Consider the following 15,011-nt stretch of genomic DNA (forward strand, 5'->3'; position numbering starts at 1 on the left):
TCGTTACTTCGAGGCGAGGAGCCTGCACATGATCGAGGACCTGATCGAGATCGCGTACGCCCAGGGCGCAGTCACCTGCGTGGCTCAGGCCGCCGACGGCGTCGACGAGTACGAACTCGCACGGGTCGATTCGGTCGCGTCCAGCGTCACGGTCACGGTGCGGGCCGACGGCAAATTCGCGAAGGCCACCAGCGTCGAGGGCTACCTCAGTCTCGGGCAGGTCGTCCGGGCATGCGGACTCGACTACCGGCACGCCACGTCGAGCGCCCGCCAGTACATCCACTGATCAACTCAAGTGCTCCCCGAAGAAACCGTCGATCCTCTTCCACGCGTCGGCGGCGGCTTCCGGGTCGGGCACCATCCCCGTGACCTTCGCCAGGGGACGCAGCACCTTCGGTCCGGCCAGTTCATCGTTCAGGAACGTATGACCGGCAGTGGGGTACTCCTTCACATCGTGAGCCACGCCGGCCTTCGTCAGCGCCGCCTCCAACTTGGCCGCCGCATTCCGCAGAGCGAAGTCCTTGCCGCCGTAACTGGCGACCACCGGGCACGCACCCGCCACGGCCGCGTCGAGGTCGCGCGGCAGGACCCCGTAGTTCGGGGCCGCCGCATCGAACCCCGTGCGCAGGGACATCAGGGCGAACCCGCCGCCCATGCAGAATCCGATGACACCGATCTTCCCCGTGCAGTCCGACGAGCCGGACAACCACTGACGGGCAGCCTCGATGTCGCCGTACGCCCGGCCCTTCCCCGAGAGCATCGCCCGCATCGTCGACACCAGACAGCGTCGCGCACCACCCGCACTGAACAGATCCGGCGCAACCGTCAGAAACCCCGCCGCCGCCAGCCTGTCCGCCTGCCGGCGCATCACGTCGTCCAAGCCGAACGCCTCGTGCACCATCACTACACCCGGCCACGGACCCTCACCGGACGGCCTCGCCAGATAACCGTGCAAGTTCAGCGAACCGTCGTGCCGCGCAGCGAGGTCGGTCAAGTCGATCTCGGACATGTGCGTCTCCCGTTCCGTCGTCACTTCCAGAACATCTGCGACAACCATGCCCTCCCCATCGCGAGCGCACCACCATTCCCGCTACACTCACCTCGGTGTGCGCCCCGCGCGTGCACCGCGCCTTCGTAGCTCAGGGGATAGAGCAACCCTCTCCTAAAGGGTAGGTCGCAGGTTCGAATCCTGCCGAGGGCACTCTCCTGCCTGCGGTAGTCCTCACTGCGCTCCGCTCCCGCAGCTTGGACGTGGTAACGCAGGTCACGCCGCAGGCGATACGCCAGGCAGGTCGGGACGACCCGAGGAGAGTCTCATGAACTGGGTGGACATCGACATCTTCCCGCCGCTGATTGCCAACCTGCTGCACCTGTTGGCCGCCCTGACGAACAATGGGACGGGATCATGATCGGCATATTGCCCGACCTGCCGTACATGGGATTGGACTGGGAGTTCTTCTTCCCGACCAATCTCTATATCGCGTTCATCAACTGGTGGAATCCTTTCTAGCGCAGGGCAGCTCGGTCAGCGGGGTCCGCGCCCGCGTCGACATTCCGGGGCTACGGATATTGCGGACCGTGGCTGACCTCGATCGTTCGTATCGTCGCCCCATGACCACCACCGAGAACCGCCCGGCCGCCCTGCACTCGTACTTCGCCTACCGTGACGCCCCGGCAGCTCTGCGCTGGCTGGAGCGCGCGTTCGGTTTCGAGACCACCCTCGAATTCCCGGACGACAACGGCGGGATCATGCATTCCGAATTGCGACGAGGCGACGCCGCCATCATGGTCTTCAGCGACGACGGCAACTACGACCGGCCTGCGCTCCGCGGCGAGACCGTCGGGCACGGTACGTATCTCAGCGTCGGCAGCGACAGCGAAGTCGACGAGCTCTACGCCACGGCGATCGAGGCCGGCGCCACCTCGGTCTGGGAACCCGCGAACACCCCATGGGGCAACTACCGGTGCCGGGTCCTCGACCTCGAGGGATTCGAGTGGCCGTTCGGCACCCTGCGCCCGGGCGAGAGCAGTGCTGACTGGTCGGAGTGTGAATGACGGTGACACGGAACCGGATCGACGCGGCACCGCACCCCGTCGTCAGACGATCGCGAAGAGCCGGGCCGCGTTGTCGTGGCACACCGCTCGCAGCCACGGCTCGCCCAGGTCGAATCGGGTGAGTCCCTCGAGTGCGTCGAGGTAGGGATACGGGATGTTGGGGAAGTCGCTGCCGAACACGATGCGTTCCTGCAGATCCGCCAGCCGGTGCACCTGATCGCGCGGAAACGGTGTGGCCGCTTCGGTGTAGTCCGTGAACGTCATCGTCGTGTCGAGATACACGTTGCCGTACTGGTCGGCCAAGTCCAGGAATTCCCGGTACTCCGGCAGACCCATGTGGGCGATGATCAGGTGCAGCCTCGGGTACCGCGACAGCAACTCGGCGATCGGGCCGGGGCCCGTGTAGGTGCCGGGCGCCGGCCCCGACCCGCAATGGATGACCACCGGGACACCCGACTCCTGCAGCACACCCCACACGGGGTCGAGGAGCGGATCGTTCGGCGAGTAATCGCCCACCTGGATGTGGGACTTGAAGACGCGCGTCCCCGACTCGACCGCCTCGGCGACATACGTGGCCGCGGACTCCTCCGGGTAGAACGTCGAGGTCCGCAGACAGTCGGGGGTCTGTTGGGCGAACTCGACCGACCACTGGTTCAGCCACGCGGCCATCTCCGGCTTGTGCGGGTAGATCATTGACGTGAACCGCCTGACACCGAACCCACGGAGGTGTTCGACGCGGACGTCCTCTTCGTGCCGGTAGTGGATGGGCCACTCACGTCCGGTGAGGGGACCGACTGCGTCGAAGTAACCCCACACCTTCTCCATCACGTTCGCAGGCATGAAGTGGGTGTGAACGTCGATGATGCCGGGCAGCCCCAGCGCACGCCAGAACTCCTGCACTCGCAGATCCTCGGACAACAGTCTTCTCCTCGACGCAGTGCCGGACGCAGACCCCGGCAGATCAGAACGGGGCCGACTCAGAACAGCGTGAACGCGTCCTCGGCCTCGGGGGTGGACGGCGCGACGACTGCCGGTGCAGGCGCGGGGGCAGGGGCAGAGACCGGCGCCGGCGCGAGCGCACCGGACGCGACGGCGCGGGCCGCCTCGCCCGCGAGAACGTCGGCCATCTCGTTGTAGTGATTGCCGACGTGGCCGCGAACCCAGCGGAAACGCACGGGCCCGGGCCGTTCGCTGATGGCCCGGTCGATGGACTGCACCAGTGCGAGGTTCTTGACGGGGGCGCCACCCGCCGTCTTCCAGCCTTTGCGCTTCCAACCGGGCAGCCACTCCGACGCGCACTTGATGGCGTACTGGGAATCGGACTCGATCAGCAGCGGATCTTCCCCGGGATGCGCGGTGATCGCTTCGAGCAAGGCCCGCAGCTCGGCGATCTGATTGGTCCCGGAGGGTTCGCCACCCGATTGGCTGGGACCCTCGTGATTGACCCATGCCCAGCCGATCGCCCCACCGGGGTTGCGGAGACAGGATCCGTCGGTACTCACGATGATCATGGCTGGGACTTTACGTGCGCGCTCCGACATCCGCCGGTAGCGGTCGCCTTCGGAGTGGATACGCTGCATTCGATGACGGTTTCGCTGGAGGTGGTCGAGACCACCGTGACCGCGCGGCGTCCCCTGGACGTCGCCATGTCGTTGCAGCCGCTGCAACGCGGCAAGGGCGACCCCTGCCACCGCCGGACGGCCGACGGCTCGATCTGGCGGACGTCGGTGCAGAAGTCGGGGCCGGTCACGTATCGCCTCACCCAGATCGACCGCCACTCGGTGCGCTGTCAGGCGTGGGGTGCGGGCGCCCACGAGTTGTCCGAGGGCCTGGGCCGCCTCGTCGGCGACCACGACGACTGCGCGGACTTCGCCCCCGACCATCCGATCCTCGTCGAGGCCCACCGCCGATTCCCGCACCTGCGCCTCGGCCGCACCGACCGGGTGATGGAGGCCCTCGTTCCCGCCATCCTCGAGCAGCGTGTGCACGGCCTCGCCGCGTTCGCGTCGTGGCGGCGGCTCGTGTGGAAGTTCGGCGAACCCGCGCCCGGTCCCGCCCCCGACGGGATGCGACTACCGCCGACCGCGGACGTGTGGCGGCGGGTTCCGTCGTGGGAATTCCACCGGGCCAACGTCGACCCCAGCCGGTCCCGGACGATCGTCCGCTGCGCGCAGGTCGCCGACCGGCTCGAGAAGATCGTCGACCTCCCCCGCAAGGAAGCGAATCGCCGGCTGATGTCCGTCCCCGGCGTCGGGATCTGGACGGCGGCCGAGGTGTCGCAGCGTGCGCTCGGCGATCCCGACGCCCTGTCGGTCGGCGATTATCACCTCGCCGCGGTGGTGGGGTGGTCGCTGCTCGGCAAGCCCCTCGACGACGCCGAGATGGTGGAGTACCTGGCTCCGCTGCAGCCGCACCGCTATCGCGCGGTACGCCTGCTGGAGGTGAGCGGACAGGCCGTCAAACCCAAGTTCGGGCCCCGGACGGCGCTCGTCGACCACACCTGGCACTGACCCGGGATCCGCGGAGACCACACACGCGCTCACCGGCACCCATGAACACCTGTTCAAGTGTTCATACGAGAAACTAGACTTCGAAGGATCAGCTGCCGGCCGGAGGAGACGCCGTGGAACCCGTGGCAATGCACATGAGCGACGGCCTGATCAATGCGCCGACCTCCCTGCTGTTCGTCGTCGTCGCGGTGGCGGGACTGTCGATCGCCGCGTGGCGCGCGCGCTCCGAACTCGACGAACGCACCGCCCCGATGGCCGGTCTCGTGGCGGCCTTCATCTTCGCGGTCCAGATGGTCAACTTCCCGATCCTTCCCGGTGTGAGCGGGCACCTCCTCGGCGGCGCGCTCGCCGCCATCCTCGTCGGCCCCTACACCGGCATGCTCTGCGTTTCGATCGTGCTGATCGTGCAGGCGCTGCTGTTCGCCGACGGTGGGCTGACGGCGCTCGGAGCGAACATCACCAACATGGCGATCATCGGGGTGGTCGTCGGCTACGGCGTCGCGGTGGCCCTGCGTCCACTCGTGGTGCGACAGCAGCGACTGCGCTTCCGCATCCTCGGTGCGCTCGCCTTCGCCGCGGCACTGTGCGGAACGGTGGCGGCGTCGATGGGCTTCGTCCTCGAATACGCGATCGGCGGTCATGCGACGTCCGGAGATTCGACGTCGCTGGGCGCGGTGGCGGTGTACATGCTCGGGGCGCACGTGCTGATCGGCATCGGCGAAGGCCTCATCACCGCCGTCACGGCGACGGCCGTGGCGAAGGCGCGCCCCGACCTCGTGTACCTGCTGCGGACGGCGCCCCGCCGAGTCGAGGTGCGGGCATGAGCACGTCGTCGCCGGTCTCGCTGCGCCGATTCCTCATCGGCTTCGCGCTGGTGGCGTTGCTCGTCGCCGGCGCGGTCTCGTACCTCGCCAGCTCGAGTCCTGACGGTCTGGATTCCGCGACCACTCGCGGGTGCGAAACCGTGGAAACCGATACCGGGGAGACGCTCGAGGGTGACTGCATCGCCCAGAACGCGTCCGCCCACCCGTTGTCGGACTCGCCGCTCGCCGACTACACGGTGGGCGGCCGGTCGCATCTCACCGGGGTCGCGGGCGTGATCGGCGCGACCGCCACGTTCGTCGTCGCGGGTGGCCTGTTCTGGCTGCTCGCCCGCGTGCGGCGCAACCGAACGAGCCCCTGACCGTGGGAGCCGGCCACGCCCATCCGCTCTACCTCGACGGCACGTCCCCCGTGCACCGACTGCCGGCCGAGGTCGGGATCGTCTGCGCCGTCGTCTTCGTTTTCGCGGTGGTCGCGACGCCACGCGAGGCGTTCTGGGCGTTCGCCGGGTATCTCGCGATCCTGATCGTGATCTGGCGGATCGCCGGCATTGCGCTCACGTGGATCGGACCGCGGATGCTGATCGAGTTGCCATTCGTGACGCTCGCGCTCCTCCTGCCGTTCGCCGAGGGCGGTGCACGCGTCACCGTCCTCGGACTGTCGCTGTCCGTCGCGGGCCTCTACGCCGCCTGGGGCATTCTCGTGAAGGGCACGCTCGGCGTCCTTGTCTCGCTGACACTCGCCGCGACGACGCCGGCCCGGGACCTGCCGTTGGGTCTGGCGCGGCTGCGCGTGCCCGCGATGCTCACCACGATCGTGGTGCTGATGCTGCGCTACCTCGACCTGCTGACCGCCGAGGTCGAGCGGATGCGCACCGCCCGGCTCTCCCGCGGCGACGACCCCCGGACGTTCCGGCAGATCGGTGCCACCGCCCGGGGCGTCGGCGGCTTGTTCGTGCGGTCCTACGAGCGCGGCGAGCGCGTCCACCTGGCCATGCTGTCGCGGGGTTTCACGGGTTCCGTTCCCACGATCGGCGCGCCCCCGGCGACCGCTGCGATGTGGCGGGCGGGGCTCGTGCCCGCCGTGTGCGCGGTGGGGATCTGTGTCACCGTGTGGGTGCTCCGATGACCGCGGCCGTGCATCTCGAGGGCGTCTCGTTCGCGTATCCGGACGGCAGGGCCGCGCTGCACCGGATCGACCTCACGGTGGAACCCGGCGAGCGGGTGGCCGTCCTCGGTCCGAACGGGGCCGGGAAGACCACACTGATGTTGCACCTCAACGGCATTCTGACGGCCACCGAGGGCAGTGTCACCGTGGGCGGGCTGGAGCTGTCGCGGGGGGCGTCCCGGGACACGGTGCGGGAGGTCCGGCGCCGCGTCGGCATCGTCTTCCAGGACCCCGACGACCAGTTGTTCATGCCGACCGTCGCGCAGGACGTCGCGTTCGGTCCGGTCAACTTCGGGGTCACCGGGACCGCGCTCGACGAGCGGGTGCACGACGCGCTGACGGCCGTGGACATGACGGCACATTCGGACCGCAATCCCGCGCACCTCTCCGTGGGGCAGCGCCGCCGCGTCGCGCTGGCGACGGTCCTCGCGTGCGCCCCGGACGTGCTCGTGCTGGACGAGCCGTCGAGCAATCTCGACCCCGTCGCCCGACGCGAACTGGCCGACGTCCTCCTGGGTATCGACACCACGCAGCTGCTCGTCACGCACGACCTGCCGTACGCCGCCCAGTTGTGCACGCGCGCCGTGATCCTCGACGAGGGACACCTGGTGGCCGACGGTCCGATCCTGGAACTGCTCTGCGATCCCGCGCTGCTCGCCCAGCATCGTCTCGAGTTGCCCTGGGGTTTCCGGCTTCCCGCGACCGACCCTCATTCGCCCGGCGAACGATCCGTGACACCGCCGACCAGGTAGCCCACGATGGGGAGACGAAGCTTCGCCCGCACTCCCACCGGAGGTCAGCGATGTCCATACCCGAAGCCGACGCCGGGGCCGTGTCCCAGCGCATTTTCGACGCATCGCTCGGGGCGATCGACCTCCTTGCCGTCCATCTGGGCGACCGTCTCGGCTGGTACCGCAGTCTCGCGTCGGACGGTCCGGCGACCGCGGACCAACTGGCGGAACGCACCGCCACCCACCCGCGGTACGCGCGGGAATGGCTCGAACAGCAGGCCGTGTCGGGACTTCTCACGGTCGACGATTCGGAGCCACGGACGTTCACGCTTCCGGCCGGCGCCGCCGAAGTACTCACCGACGAGCAGAGTCTCAACTATCTTGCACCGCTGGCGCGGATCTTCGTCGCCGCGACCACGCAGATGCCCGCGTTGCTGGAGGCGTACCGCACGGGCGGCGGTGTGGGCTGGGCGCAGTACGGCACGGATGCCCGTGAGTCGCAGGCCGACATGAATCGGCCGTGGTACGAGCAGGTTCTTCCCGGTGCACTGGCATCGGTTCCCGAGGTGGATGCATTGCTCCGGACGCCCGGTGCCACCATCGCCGACGTCGGATGCGGCGGCGCCTGGTCCACGATCGCACTCGCGCGCGCCTACCCGGATGCCCGGCTCCACGGCTACGACATCGACACCGCGACCGTCGAACTCGCGAGGTCCAATGTGCGCGAGCGGCCGGACGTCGCCGATCGGATCACGATCACCGAATCGGATGCGGCCGGGATCCCCGAGAGCAGCTACACCGCCGCGTTCGCGTTCGAGTGCATCCACGACATGCCCGCGCCCGTCGACGTGCTGTCCGCGGTCCGCAACGCACTGGTTCCCGGTGGCGCGATGATCGTGATGGACGAGGCGGTGGACGACGAGTTCTCCGCCCCGGGAAGCGACATCGAGCGTCTGATGTACGGATTCAGCCTCACCGTGTGTCTTCCCGACGGCATGAACCACACACCCAGCGCGGGCACCGGAACGGTCATGCGCCCGAGCACATTGCGCGGCTACGCCGAGGCGGCAGGTTTCGGCACCATGGACGTCCTGCCGATCGAGGATTTCGCGTTCTTCCGGTTCTACCGGCTCACGGTGTAATCCCTGCACCGACACCCCGATACGCACGTATTTTGCGGAAAGGCCGAAAACTGGGGCATCCGAAGGGGGAAGATGTCTGCAGTAGGCAGGTTACGGACGCTTTCGCCGGTCGGGGCAACTGTGAAGCGCCAGGTCGAACCAGATTTGTCGTTTGTCATCCGCTACTACGCATGGGAAACACCATGAAACTGCATAGAGTGACAGCACCGGCAGCGCTGCTGATCGCCACCCTGTGTGTCGGAATGGGTACCGCGTATGCCGCCCCCACTCCCGCCGACCAGGCCGTCATCTCGCACACCAGCCTGAGCGCCGACGGCCGATCGGTCGGCACGGCACTCGACGCCGGGCACTTCACCCTGTCGCGGACGGCCGCCGCCGTCGACATCGTCAACGATTCGGGCACCCCGGTGGGCATGATCCCCCTGCGCTATTCGATCGCCGGTGTGCAATTCGCGATCGATCCGGTCATCACCGACGCCGGCCGGTTCCTGAACCTGACACCCACGACGACCCCTGTCGCGGGAACCCTCGCCCTCACCCCGGTCGACAGGGATTCGGCGTACAACAACATGGTCGAGCAACTGCAGATCGGCTGGGACAACGGCGGCGGGACCGCGACCGCGATCGGCGCAGGCATCGGATTCGTCGTCGGGTGCGTCTTCCTCATCCTCGGCGGGTGCCTCCCCGGTGCCGCGGTGGGCGCAGCGATCGGCGCGGTCACGGGTATCAGCAACGCGAACCCCGCTGCGCCACCAGCGGTTTACGAATTCCTCGGAACCCCGTAGCGGGGCTTTCCGTCCGACTCCGAAGACGATTTCGGGAGGGCTATGGGTTAGTTCGCACACGGGGAGCATCACCGCGCACCCACATATGCATGTAGCCGTTCCGGTTTTCCAGCGAATATGGTCCACGCACAACGATGTTCGGTGCACTCAGGTGGGGACCGTGTTCGTCCTACGACATGGTGGGAATTTCCATGAAACTCTTGAAAACTCTGGCATTGTCCATATTCGTCATCTCCGCGATGGCCGTCGGGGCGGGCACTGCGTATGCCGATCCCGCACCTCAGGGAATCGACTGGTCGCAGCCGCTGATGACCCCGGCAGCCGACGGCGGCAGCAGCCAGGTGGCCGAACAGTTCTTCCCGGAGAACGAAGTGAAGCAGGACGCCTTCGACAAGATGACCAACGAGATCAATACCGGCTGGAACAACGCGGGCCTGCAGGGCATGGCGATCGGTTCCAACGTGGGCATGGCCATCGGGTGCGTGTCGATCTTCCCCAACTTCATTGCCGGCTGCATCGTCGGCGCAGTGGTCGGCACCATCGCCGGCGCCGTCATCGGCATCGGTGTGGGTAATCCCAACGCACAGCCGGCCGTAGAGCAGTTCTTCGCCACACCCTGAGCGAAGAGCGAGCTGCAGCCCCGGCCTCACTCGGGCCGGGGCTGCGGCGCGTCGTCAGCCGACGACGCCCTGGTCGCGCATCGTCGCGATATCTTGCGCCGACCAGCCCAGTTCACCGAGGATCCGATCGGTGTGCGCGCCGAGCGCGGGCACGTCGCCCATCCGCATCTCCACGTCGGAGAACGTCATCGGGGGCAGCATCGCCCTGATCGGCCCGGCCTCGGTGCCGATGTCACGCCAGCGGTCGCGCTGATCCAGCTGCGGATGCTCGATCAACCCGCCCATGTCGTTGAGCTCCGCCGCCGGGATCCCGGAGTCCGCGAGCGCCTGGTCGAGAGCCGCGCTCGTGAAGCGTTGAGTCTCCTCGGCGACGAGGGCGTCCACCTCGGCGCGGTGCTGCACGCGCAGCATGTTGGTCGCGAACCGGGGGTGGTCGGCGAGTTCGGGGCGTTTGAACACGTCGGTCACCAGTTGCCGCCACCCGCGGTCGTTCTGGACACCGATGAGGATCTGCCCGTCGAGGGTGGGGTACGAGTCGTACGGGACGATCGCCGCATGACCGAGCCCGACGCGCGGGATCTGCTTGTCGGCGTACATCTTCATGTACATCGGGTGGCCCAGCCACTCGGCGGTCGCGTCGAACATCGACACGTCGATCCGCGCCCCCACCCCGGTTCGTGACCGCCGGAACAGGGCTCCGAGGACTGACGTCATCGCGTACATTCCCGCCGCGATGTCGGAGACCGGAACACCCGTCTTGGTTGCGGTGTCGGGGGTGCCGGTCACCGAGATCATCCCCGTTTCGGCCTGGACCAGCATGTCGTAGGCCTTGCGTTCGCGCCGCGGCCCCGCCGATCCGTAGCCCGACATGTTCACGACGATCAGTTCCTCGTGGTCGGCGCGCAACTCGTCGGCGCCGAACCCCAGACGGTCGGCGGCGTCGGGGGCGAGATTCTGGACGAAGACGTCGGCCTTCGCGATCAGCTTCGCGACGGTGTCCCGACCCACCTCGGACTTCAGGTCGACGCCGAGCGACTCCTTCGACCGATTCAGCCACACGAAATGCGAGGCCTGCCCGAACACCGCGTCGTCGTAGTTGCGGGCGAAGTCTCCCTCACCGACGCGCTCGATCTTGATGACCCGCGCGCCCATGTCCGCGAGATGGCGGGTGGCGAGCGGAGCGGCCACGGCCTGCTCGAGTGCCACGACGGTGATGCCGTCGAGCGGCAGCAGTCCGGGGTCGTTCTCCATGTCGGGATTCACCTTTCCTCTTCGGCACCCGGGTGATTGTGATAGTGCGTGGCCCCGATCGTGTGCAGCAGTTCGTGCACGGTGTCGTCGGTGAGCCGGTACCGCATCGATCGACCGTCCCGCGTCGCCGACACCCACCCCTGGTTGCGGAGCAGTCGCAGCGCGTGCGAGACGGCGGTGCCGGTCATGTCGAGTGCCGCCGCCAGGTCGCCGACGCAGATGTCGGGGGCGTGGTGCAGACACAACAGCAGTCGGAGGCGGTTGCCGTCGGACAGCAGTTCGAACCGGTTGGCCCACCCGCCGATGTCGGGGGTGTGCAGTGCCGCCGCAGCACGCTGAACATCCTCGGGGTTCAGGGCGGGGGTGGCGGCCATCACGCCAGTCTACAAACGCCGCGAGGCCGCTCGGCCGGGCATCCATAGGCGATTCCTCACTGTCCGTTCGGCTCTGTGACTTTGTTTCCGGCCTCACACGGGTGGTCGACTGGCAGCACGCGTCACCCGGTTCCCCGGCGGCGTCGACGAGTCATCGAGGAGCGTGATGTGAGCGGTCTGCATCTTCCCCAGCGCGTGCGGCGCCATGCCGCAGAACGGCCCGGAGCACCGGCCGTGACGTGTGGTGACACCACGCTGACGTATGCGGAGCTCGACTGGCGGACCAATCGGATCGCAACCGCGCTGTCGGCGTTGACATCCGGCGGCGGCCGGGTCGGGGCACTGCTGCGGATGCGCACCGAGGGGGTCGAGACGTTCGTGGCCGCCGCCAAGTCGGGGCTGGTGTTCGTCCCGCTCAACTGGCGACTCCCGCCCGCCGAGGCCGCCGCGATCGCGGTCGATGCCCAGCTCCAGGTACTGATCGTCGAATCCGAATTCGCCGCCGCCGCGGACGCCGTCCGCGACGCGCTCCCGAGTGTGGTCGTGGTGGTCGTCGACGCCGCCGACGGCGACGTTCTTCGGCCCGGCACCTGGACGTGGGACCGGCTGGTCACGTCCGGCACCGCCACCGATCCGGGTCTCGGGGACGACCCCGACGCCGAGGTGCTGCAGCTCTACACATCGGGCACCACGGGCTTCCCGAAGGGCGTCGTCGCGACGCATCGCAACCTGCACAACGAGCCGCAGGGCCTGCTGATCTATCGCTGGAAGCCCGGCTCGGTGGCACTCGACGCCATGCCGCTGTTCCACATCGCGGGTGCCGGCTGGTTGAGCACGTGCCTGTCGGCCGGCGTCCACGTGGTGCTGCTCGGCGCGTTCGACGCCCGACAGGTCGCCGAACTCGTCGAACGGCATCGGATCACCCACGCCTTCCTGGTTCCGTCGACCATTCAGATGCTCCTCGACGTGCCCGACCTCGACCGCTACGACGTGTCGAGCCTCGAACTGGTGGCCTACGGTTCGGCGCCGATCACCACCACTCTGCTCCGGCGCGCGATCGATCGCCTCGGCTGTGGATTCGTGCAGCGCTACGGCATGACCGAGACGACGGGCTCGGTCACCGCCCTCGCCGTCGAGGACCACGACCCGTCCGGGCACCGCGCGCACCTGCTGCGTTCCGCCGGCAAACCCATGCCCGGTGTCGAGGTCGAGATCCGGGACGTGGTGACCGGCGCCCGGCTTCCGCTGGGCGAGTCCGGGGAGATCGTGTGCCGCTCACGCAACAACGTCACGGGTTACTGGCGGCGGCCCGACGAGACCGCGCAACTGCTCACCCACGACGGTTTTCTGCGCACCGGCGACGCCGGGCACATCGACGAGGAGGGCTATCTGTTCGTCACCGACCGGGTGAAGGACATGATCATCACGGGAGGCGAGAACGTGTACCCGATCGAGGTCGAATCGGTGCTCGCCGAGCATCCGGCGGTCGCCGAGGTGGCGGTGGTCGGCGTGCCGCACCGGACGTGGGGTGAGTCCGTGACGGCGGTCGTCCGGCTCGTCGATCCGGCGAACCAACCGGACGAGCAGGACCTGATCGCGTTCACCGCCGCCCGGCTCGCGTCGTACAAGAAGCCGCGGGAGATCGTCTACGTCGCCGAACTTCCGCGCGGAGCGAGCGGCAAGATCCTCAAACGCACCCTGCGCGAAGGGCTCCGCGCCACGGAGGTGCCGTCGTGATCGTCACCGAAGACGTCGGTACCGTCCAGCGCGAGGCGTGGGCCCGCGGCGTCCTGCCACCGGTCGAGCAGGTACGACCCGGATTGTGGTCGATCCCGGTGCCGATGCCGCGAAACCCGTTGCGCTACGTTCTGATCTACGCGCTCGCGCTGCCCGACGGCCTCGCCCTGATCGACGTCGGCTGGGATTCCGAGGAGTCGTGGCGGGCCCTCGTCGACGGCATCACCGAGACCGGGCACCACGTCACCGACGTCCGGTACGCCGCCGTCACCCACCTGCATCCCGACCACTTCGGTCTCGCGCCGCGGCTGCGGGAGGTCAGTGGGGCCGCGCTCGCGATGCACGGCGCGGATGCCGCACTCCTCGGCCACCATTCGCCCGAGGACGCCACCGCCGACGAACAGCTGTGGAACACCCAGCTCGCCCAACTCGGGGCCCCCACCGACATCCTCGCGGCCGCCCGCGTCGACCTCGTTCGCCTGGGAGCGGGCGAATCCATGGACGTCGTGCTCGATGACGGCACTCCCCTGGACCTTCCGGGCTGGGATCTGCGGGCGGTCTGGACCCCGGGGCACACTCCCGGTCATCTGACCTTCGTCGACGACACCCACGGGCTGATGTTCAGCGGCGACCACATGCTGCCCCGCATCAGTCCCAACATCTCCACGGTCCCCGGCGAGCTGGAGAACCCGCTGCACCGCTACCTGCTGTCGCTGCACGCCACCACCTCCATGCCCGACGGCGAGGTGCTGCCGGCCCACGAGTACCGCTTCCGGGGCATCGCCGACCGCGCCCGGCAGCTGATGGGTCATCACGAGGAACGCCTCGCGGAGATCGTCGACGCCCTGGGGGTGCGCCCCGAATCGACGGCGTGGGAGATCTCGCAGCACATCTCGTGGTCGCGGCCGTTCGAATCCATGTCCGACCGCCTGCTCCGCCTCGCGGTCCGCGAAACCCATGCCCACCTGCTCGTTCTGGCCGACCGCGGGAGCATCCGCTCACACGGCGGGCACCCCGAACGCTGGACCCCGACACCGTAAGGAAGACACCCCATGAGCGTGGTTCTCACCGAATTCTCCGACGGCGTCGCCGTCATCACCCTGAACCGGCCGGAGGCGAAGAACGCCGTCGACCTCGAGGTCGCCAAGGCGCTTGCCGCCGCGATCGACGAGTTCGAGGCGCGGCCCGACCTGACGATCGCGATCCTCACCGGCGCCGGGGGAACGTTCTGCGCGGGCATGGATCTGAAGGCGTTCACCCGCGGGGAGCGGCCGTCGCTGCCCGGACGCGGCTTCGGCGGAATCACGGAGGCCCCGCCGACGAAGCCGCTGATCGCCGCGGTCGAGGGCTGGGCGCTGGCCGGCGGCTGCGAATTGGCACTGTCGGCCGATCTGATCGTCGCCGCCCGCGACGCCAAGTTCGGCATCCCCGAGGTCAAGCGGGGGCTCGCCGCCGCCGGCGGCGGCCTGCTGCGACTGCCGAAGGTGCTGCCGTACCCGATCGCGATGGAGATGGCGATCACCGGCGACCCCCTCACCGCCGAGGTGGCGCACGCGCACGGACTCGTCAACCGGCTCACCGAGCCCGGACAGGCCCTCGACACCGCACGCGAACTGGCGGCACGGGTCGCCGCCAACGGTCCCCTCGCCGTGCGCGCCACCAAGCAGGTCGTCGCGATGTCCGCCAACTACACCGACCCCGACGCGTTCATCGGGCAACGCCGCTTCCTCGATCCGGTGTTCGCTTCCGAGGACGCGCAGGAGGGTGCACGCGCCTTCGCGGAGAAGCGCCCGCCGGTGTGGCGTGGCCGCTAGCCG

The 15,011-nt window shown here is 68.4% G+C and carries 18 protein-coding genes and 1 tRNA gene; 14 read left to right on the top strand and 5 right to left on the bottom strand.

The features are described from left to right. Positions 1 to 28 precede the first annotated feature (28 nt). On the top strand, positions 29 to 286 hold the full coding sequence (locus ACLIVD_RS30165; RefSeq protein WP_105415257.1) for a hypothetical protein: 258 nt from the start codon (positions 29 to 31) through the stop codon (positions 284 to 286). Here ACLIVD_RS30165 and ACLIVD_RS30170 read toward each other — a convergent pair whose 3' ends face one another. Further along, entirely contained in the window at positions 287 to 1,057 is a 771-nt protein-coding gene (locus ACLIVD_RS30170) for a dienelactone hydrolase family protein (RefSeq protein WP_283336315.1), read from the bottom strand. Between the two features lie 71 nt (positions 1,058 to 1,128). Here ACLIVD_RS30170 and ACLIVD_RS30175 point away from each other — a divergent pair. Together ACLIVD_RS30175 and ACLIVD_RS30180 are read left to right on the top strand one after the other, a co-directional pair. Then, a tRNA-Arg gene (locus ACLIVD_RS30175) sits at positions 1,129 to 1,201 on the top strand. 410 nt (positions 1,202 to 1,611) lie between these two features. Then, positions 1,612 to 2,055 (top strand): VOC family protein, encoded by a 444-nt coding sequence (locus ACLIVD_RS30180; protein WP_283336313.1) that lies wholly within the window; start codon positions 1,612 to 1,614, stop codon positions 2,053 to 2,055. A 42-nt stretch (positions 2,056 to 2,097) separates the two neighbouring features. On the opposite strand, the gene ACLIVD_RS30185 is transcribed toward ACLIVD_RS30180, so the two are convergent. Further along, positions 2,098 to 2,973: an amidohydrolase family protein gene (locus ACLIVD_RS30185; protein ID WP_283336311.1), complete on the bottom strand. Its 876-nt coding sequence runs from the start codon at positions 2,971 to 2,973 to the stop codon at positions 2,098 to 2,100. Between the two features lie 59 nt (positions 2,974 to 3,032). After that, positions 3,033 to 3,566 carry a ribonuclease H family protein gene (locus ACLIVD_RS30190; protein WP_283336309.1) on the bottom strand — a complete coding sequence of 178 codons (534 nt, stop codon included), beginning with the start codon at positions 3,564 to 3,566 and terminating at the stop codon, positions 3,033 to 3,035. A gap of 72 nt (positions 3,567 to 3,638) precedes the next feature. Here ACLIVD_RS30190 and ACLIVD_RS30195 point away from each other — a divergent pair, with 72 nt between their 5' ends. The 8 genes from ACLIVD_RS30195 to ACLIVD_RS30230 all read left to right on the top strand — a co-directional run bounded on the left by ACLIVD_RS30195 (position 3,639) and on the right by ACLIVD_RS30230 (position 9,832). Continuing rightward, complete coding sequence (locus ACLIVD_RS30195; RefSeq protein ID WP_283336308.1) at positions 3,639 to 4,565, top strand: DNA-3-methyladenine glycosylase family protein; 927 nt, start codon at positions 3,639 to 3,641, stop codon at positions 4,563 to 4,565. Positions 4,566 to 4,693: 128 nt separating this feature from the next. Continuing rightward, positions 4,694 to 5,389: an energy-coupling factor ABC transporter permease gene (locus ACLIVD_RS30200; RefSeq protein WP_283336350.1), complete on the top strand. Its 696-nt coding sequence runs from the start codon at positions 4,694 to 4,696 to the stop codon at positions 5,387 to 5,389. Next, on the top strand, positions 5,386 to 5,748 hold the full coding sequence (locus tag ACLIVD_RS30205; protein ID WP_105415372.1) for a PDGLE domain-containing protein: 363 nt from the start codon (positions 5,386 to 5,388) through the stop codon (positions 5,746 to 5,748). Before ACLIVD_RS30200 ends, ACLIVD_RS30205 begins: the two co-directional genes overlap by 4 nt. Before the next feature lie 2 nt (positions 5,749 to 5,750). Then, on the top strand, positions 5,751 to 6,515 hold the full coding sequence (cbiQ, locus tag ACLIVD_RS30210) for a cobalt ECF transporter T component CbiQ (RefSeq protein ID WP_105415374.1): 765 nt from the start codon (positions 5,751 to 5,753) through the stop codon (positions 6,513 to 6,515). Next, the gene (locus tag ACLIVD_RS30215; protein ID WP_283336307.1) at positions 6,512 to 7,306 is read left to right on the top strand and encodes an energy-coupling factor ABC transporter ATP-binding protein; all 795 of its coding nucleotides are present in this window, start codon (positions 6,512 to 6,514) and stop codon (positions 7,304 to 7,306) included. The genes cbiQ and ACLIVD_RS30215 overlap by 4 nt, the downstream gene beginning before the upstream one ends. A 50-nt stretch (positions 7,307 to 7,356) precedes the next feature. Further along, positions 7,357 to 8,427 (top strand): class I SAM-dependent methyltransferase, encoded by a 1,071-nt coding sequence (locus ACLIVD_RS30220; protein WP_283336306.1) that lies wholly within the window; start codon positions 7,357 to 7,359, stop codon positions 8,425 to 8,427. 182 nt (positions 8,428 to 8,609) lie between these two features. Then, positions 8,610 to 9,212, top strand: coding sequence for a DUF8020 domain-containing protein (locus ACLIVD_RS30225; RefSeq protein WP_317568287.1), 603 nt, complete (start codon positions 8,610 to 8,612; stop codon positions 9,210 to 9,212). 191 nt (positions 9,213 to 9,403) lie between these two features. Beyond that, the gene (locus ACLIVD_RS30230) at positions 9,404 to 9,832 is read left to right on the top strand and encodes a hypothetical protein (protein ID WP_037231028.1); all 429 of its coding nucleotides are present in this window, start codon (positions 9,404 to 9,406) and stop codon (positions 9,830 to 9,832) included. A 54-nt stretch (positions 9,833 to 9,886) separates the two neighbouring features. Here the strand turns inward: ACLIVD_RS30230 and ACLIVD_RS30235 are convergent, their stop codons facing one another. Both ACLIVD_RS30235 and ACLIVD_RS30240 read right to left on the bottom strand, forming a co-directional pair. After that, positions 9,887 to 11,083, bottom strand: a complete 1,197-nt coding sequence (locus ACLIVD_RS30235; protein ID WP_283336304.1) for a CaiB/BaiF CoA transferase family protein — start codon at positions 11,081 to 11,083, stop codon at positions 9,887 to 9,889. An 8-nt stretch (positions 11,084 to 11,091) separates the two neighbouring features. Continuing rightward, complete coding sequence (locus ACLIVD_RS30240; protein WP_283336303.1) at positions 11,092 to 11,457, bottom strand: ArsR/SmtB family transcription factor; 366 nt, start codon at positions 11,455 to 11,457, stop codon at positions 11,092 to 11,094. A gap of 168 nt (positions 11,458 to 11,625) precedes the next feature. On the opposite strand from ACLIVD_RS30240, the gene ACLIVD_RS30245 reads away from it, so the two are divergent. From ACLIVD_RS30245 to ACLIVD_RS30255, 3 genes are read left to right on the top strand one after another with little or no spacing between them, the layout of a single operon-like run. Beyond that, positions 11,626 to 13,194 carry a long-chain-fatty-acid--CoA ligase gene (locus ACLIVD_RS30245; protein WP_491931108.1) on the top strand — a complete coding sequence of 523 codons (1,569 nt, stop codon included), beginning with the start codon at positions 11,626 to 11,628 and terminating at the stop codon, positions 13,192 to 13,194. Continuing rightward, positions 13,191 to 14,234: an MBL fold metallo-hydrolase gene (locus ACLIVD_RS30250; RefSeq protein ID WP_283336301.1), complete on the top strand. Its 1,044-nt coding sequence runs from the start codon at positions 13,191 to 13,193 to the stop codon at positions 14,232 to 14,234. The genes ACLIVD_RS30245 and ACLIVD_RS30250 overlap by 4 nt, the downstream gene beginning before the upstream one ends. Positions 14,235 to 14,246: 12 nt before the next feature. Continuing rightward, entirely contained in the window at positions 14,247 to 15,008 is a 762-nt protein-coding gene (locus tag ACLIVD_RS30255; RefSeq protein WP_280780378.1) for a crotonase/enoyl-CoA hydratase family protein, read from the top strand. Positions 15,009 to 15,011: the final 3 nt, after the last annotated feature.

The sequence above is a fragment of the Rhodococcus sp. G6(2025) genome (genome assembly GCF_058628105.1).

Bases quoted from the DNA above. Each gene is read 5' to 3' on its own strand.
- ACLIVD_RS30195 (WP_283336308.1), top strand. From the start codon at position 3,639: ATGACGGTTTCGCTGGAGGTGGTCGAGACCACCGTGACCGCGCGGCGT.
- ACLIVD_RS30180 (WP_283336313.1), top strand. From the start codon at position 1,612: ATGACCACCACCGAGAACCGCCCGGCCGCCCTGCACTCGTACTTCGCC.
- ACLIVD_RS30170 (WP_283336315.1), bottom strand. From the start codon at position 1,057: ATGGTTGTCGCAGATGTTCTGGAAGTGACGACGGAACGGGAGACGCAC.
- ACLIVD_RS30235 (WP_283336304.1), bottom strand. From the start codon at position 11,083: ATGGAGAACGACCCCGGACTGCTGCCGCTCGACGGCATCACCGTCGTG.
- ACLIVD_RS30205 (WP_105415372.1), top strand. From the start codon at position 5,386: ATGAGCACGTCGTCGCCGGTCTCGCTGCGCCGATTCCTCATCGGCTTC.
- ACLIVD_RS30215 (WP_283336307.1), top strand. From the start codon at position 6,512: ATGACCGCGGCCGTGCATCTCGAGGGCGTCTCGTTCGCGTATCCGGAC.
- ACLIVD_RS30240 (WP_283336303.1), bottom strand. From the start codon at position 11,457: ATGGCCGCCACCCCCGCCCTGAACCCCGAGGATGTTCAGCGTGCTGCG.
- ACLIVD_RS30220 (WP_283336306.1), top strand. From the start codon at position 7,357: ATGTCCATACCCGAAGCCGACGCCGGGGCCGTGTCCCAGCGCATTTTC.
- ACLIVD_RS30230 (WP_037231028.1), top strand. From the start codon at position 9,404: ATGAAACTCTTGAAAACTCTGGCATTGTCCATATTCGTCATCTCCGCG.
- ACLIVD_RS30200 (WP_283336350.1), top strand. From the start codon at position 4,694: ATGCACATGAGCGACGGCCTGATCAATGCGCCGACCTCCCTGCTGTTC.
- ACLIVD_RS30255 (WP_280780378.1), top strand. From the start codon at position 14,247: ATGAGCGTGGTTCTCACCGAATTCTCCGACGGCGTCGCCGTCATCACC.
- ACLIVD_RS30165 (WP_105415257.1), top strand. From the start codon at position 29: ATGATCGAGGACCTGATCGAGATCGCGTACGCCCAGGGCGCAGTCACC.
- ACLIVD_RS30190 (WP_283336309.1), bottom strand. From the start codon at position 3,566: ATGATCATCGTGAGTACCGACGGATCCTGTCTCCGCAACCCCGGTGGG.
- ACLIVD_RS30225 (WP_317568287.1), top strand. From the start codon at position 8,610: ATGAAACTGCATAGAGTGACAGCACCGGCAGCGCTGCTGATCGCCACC.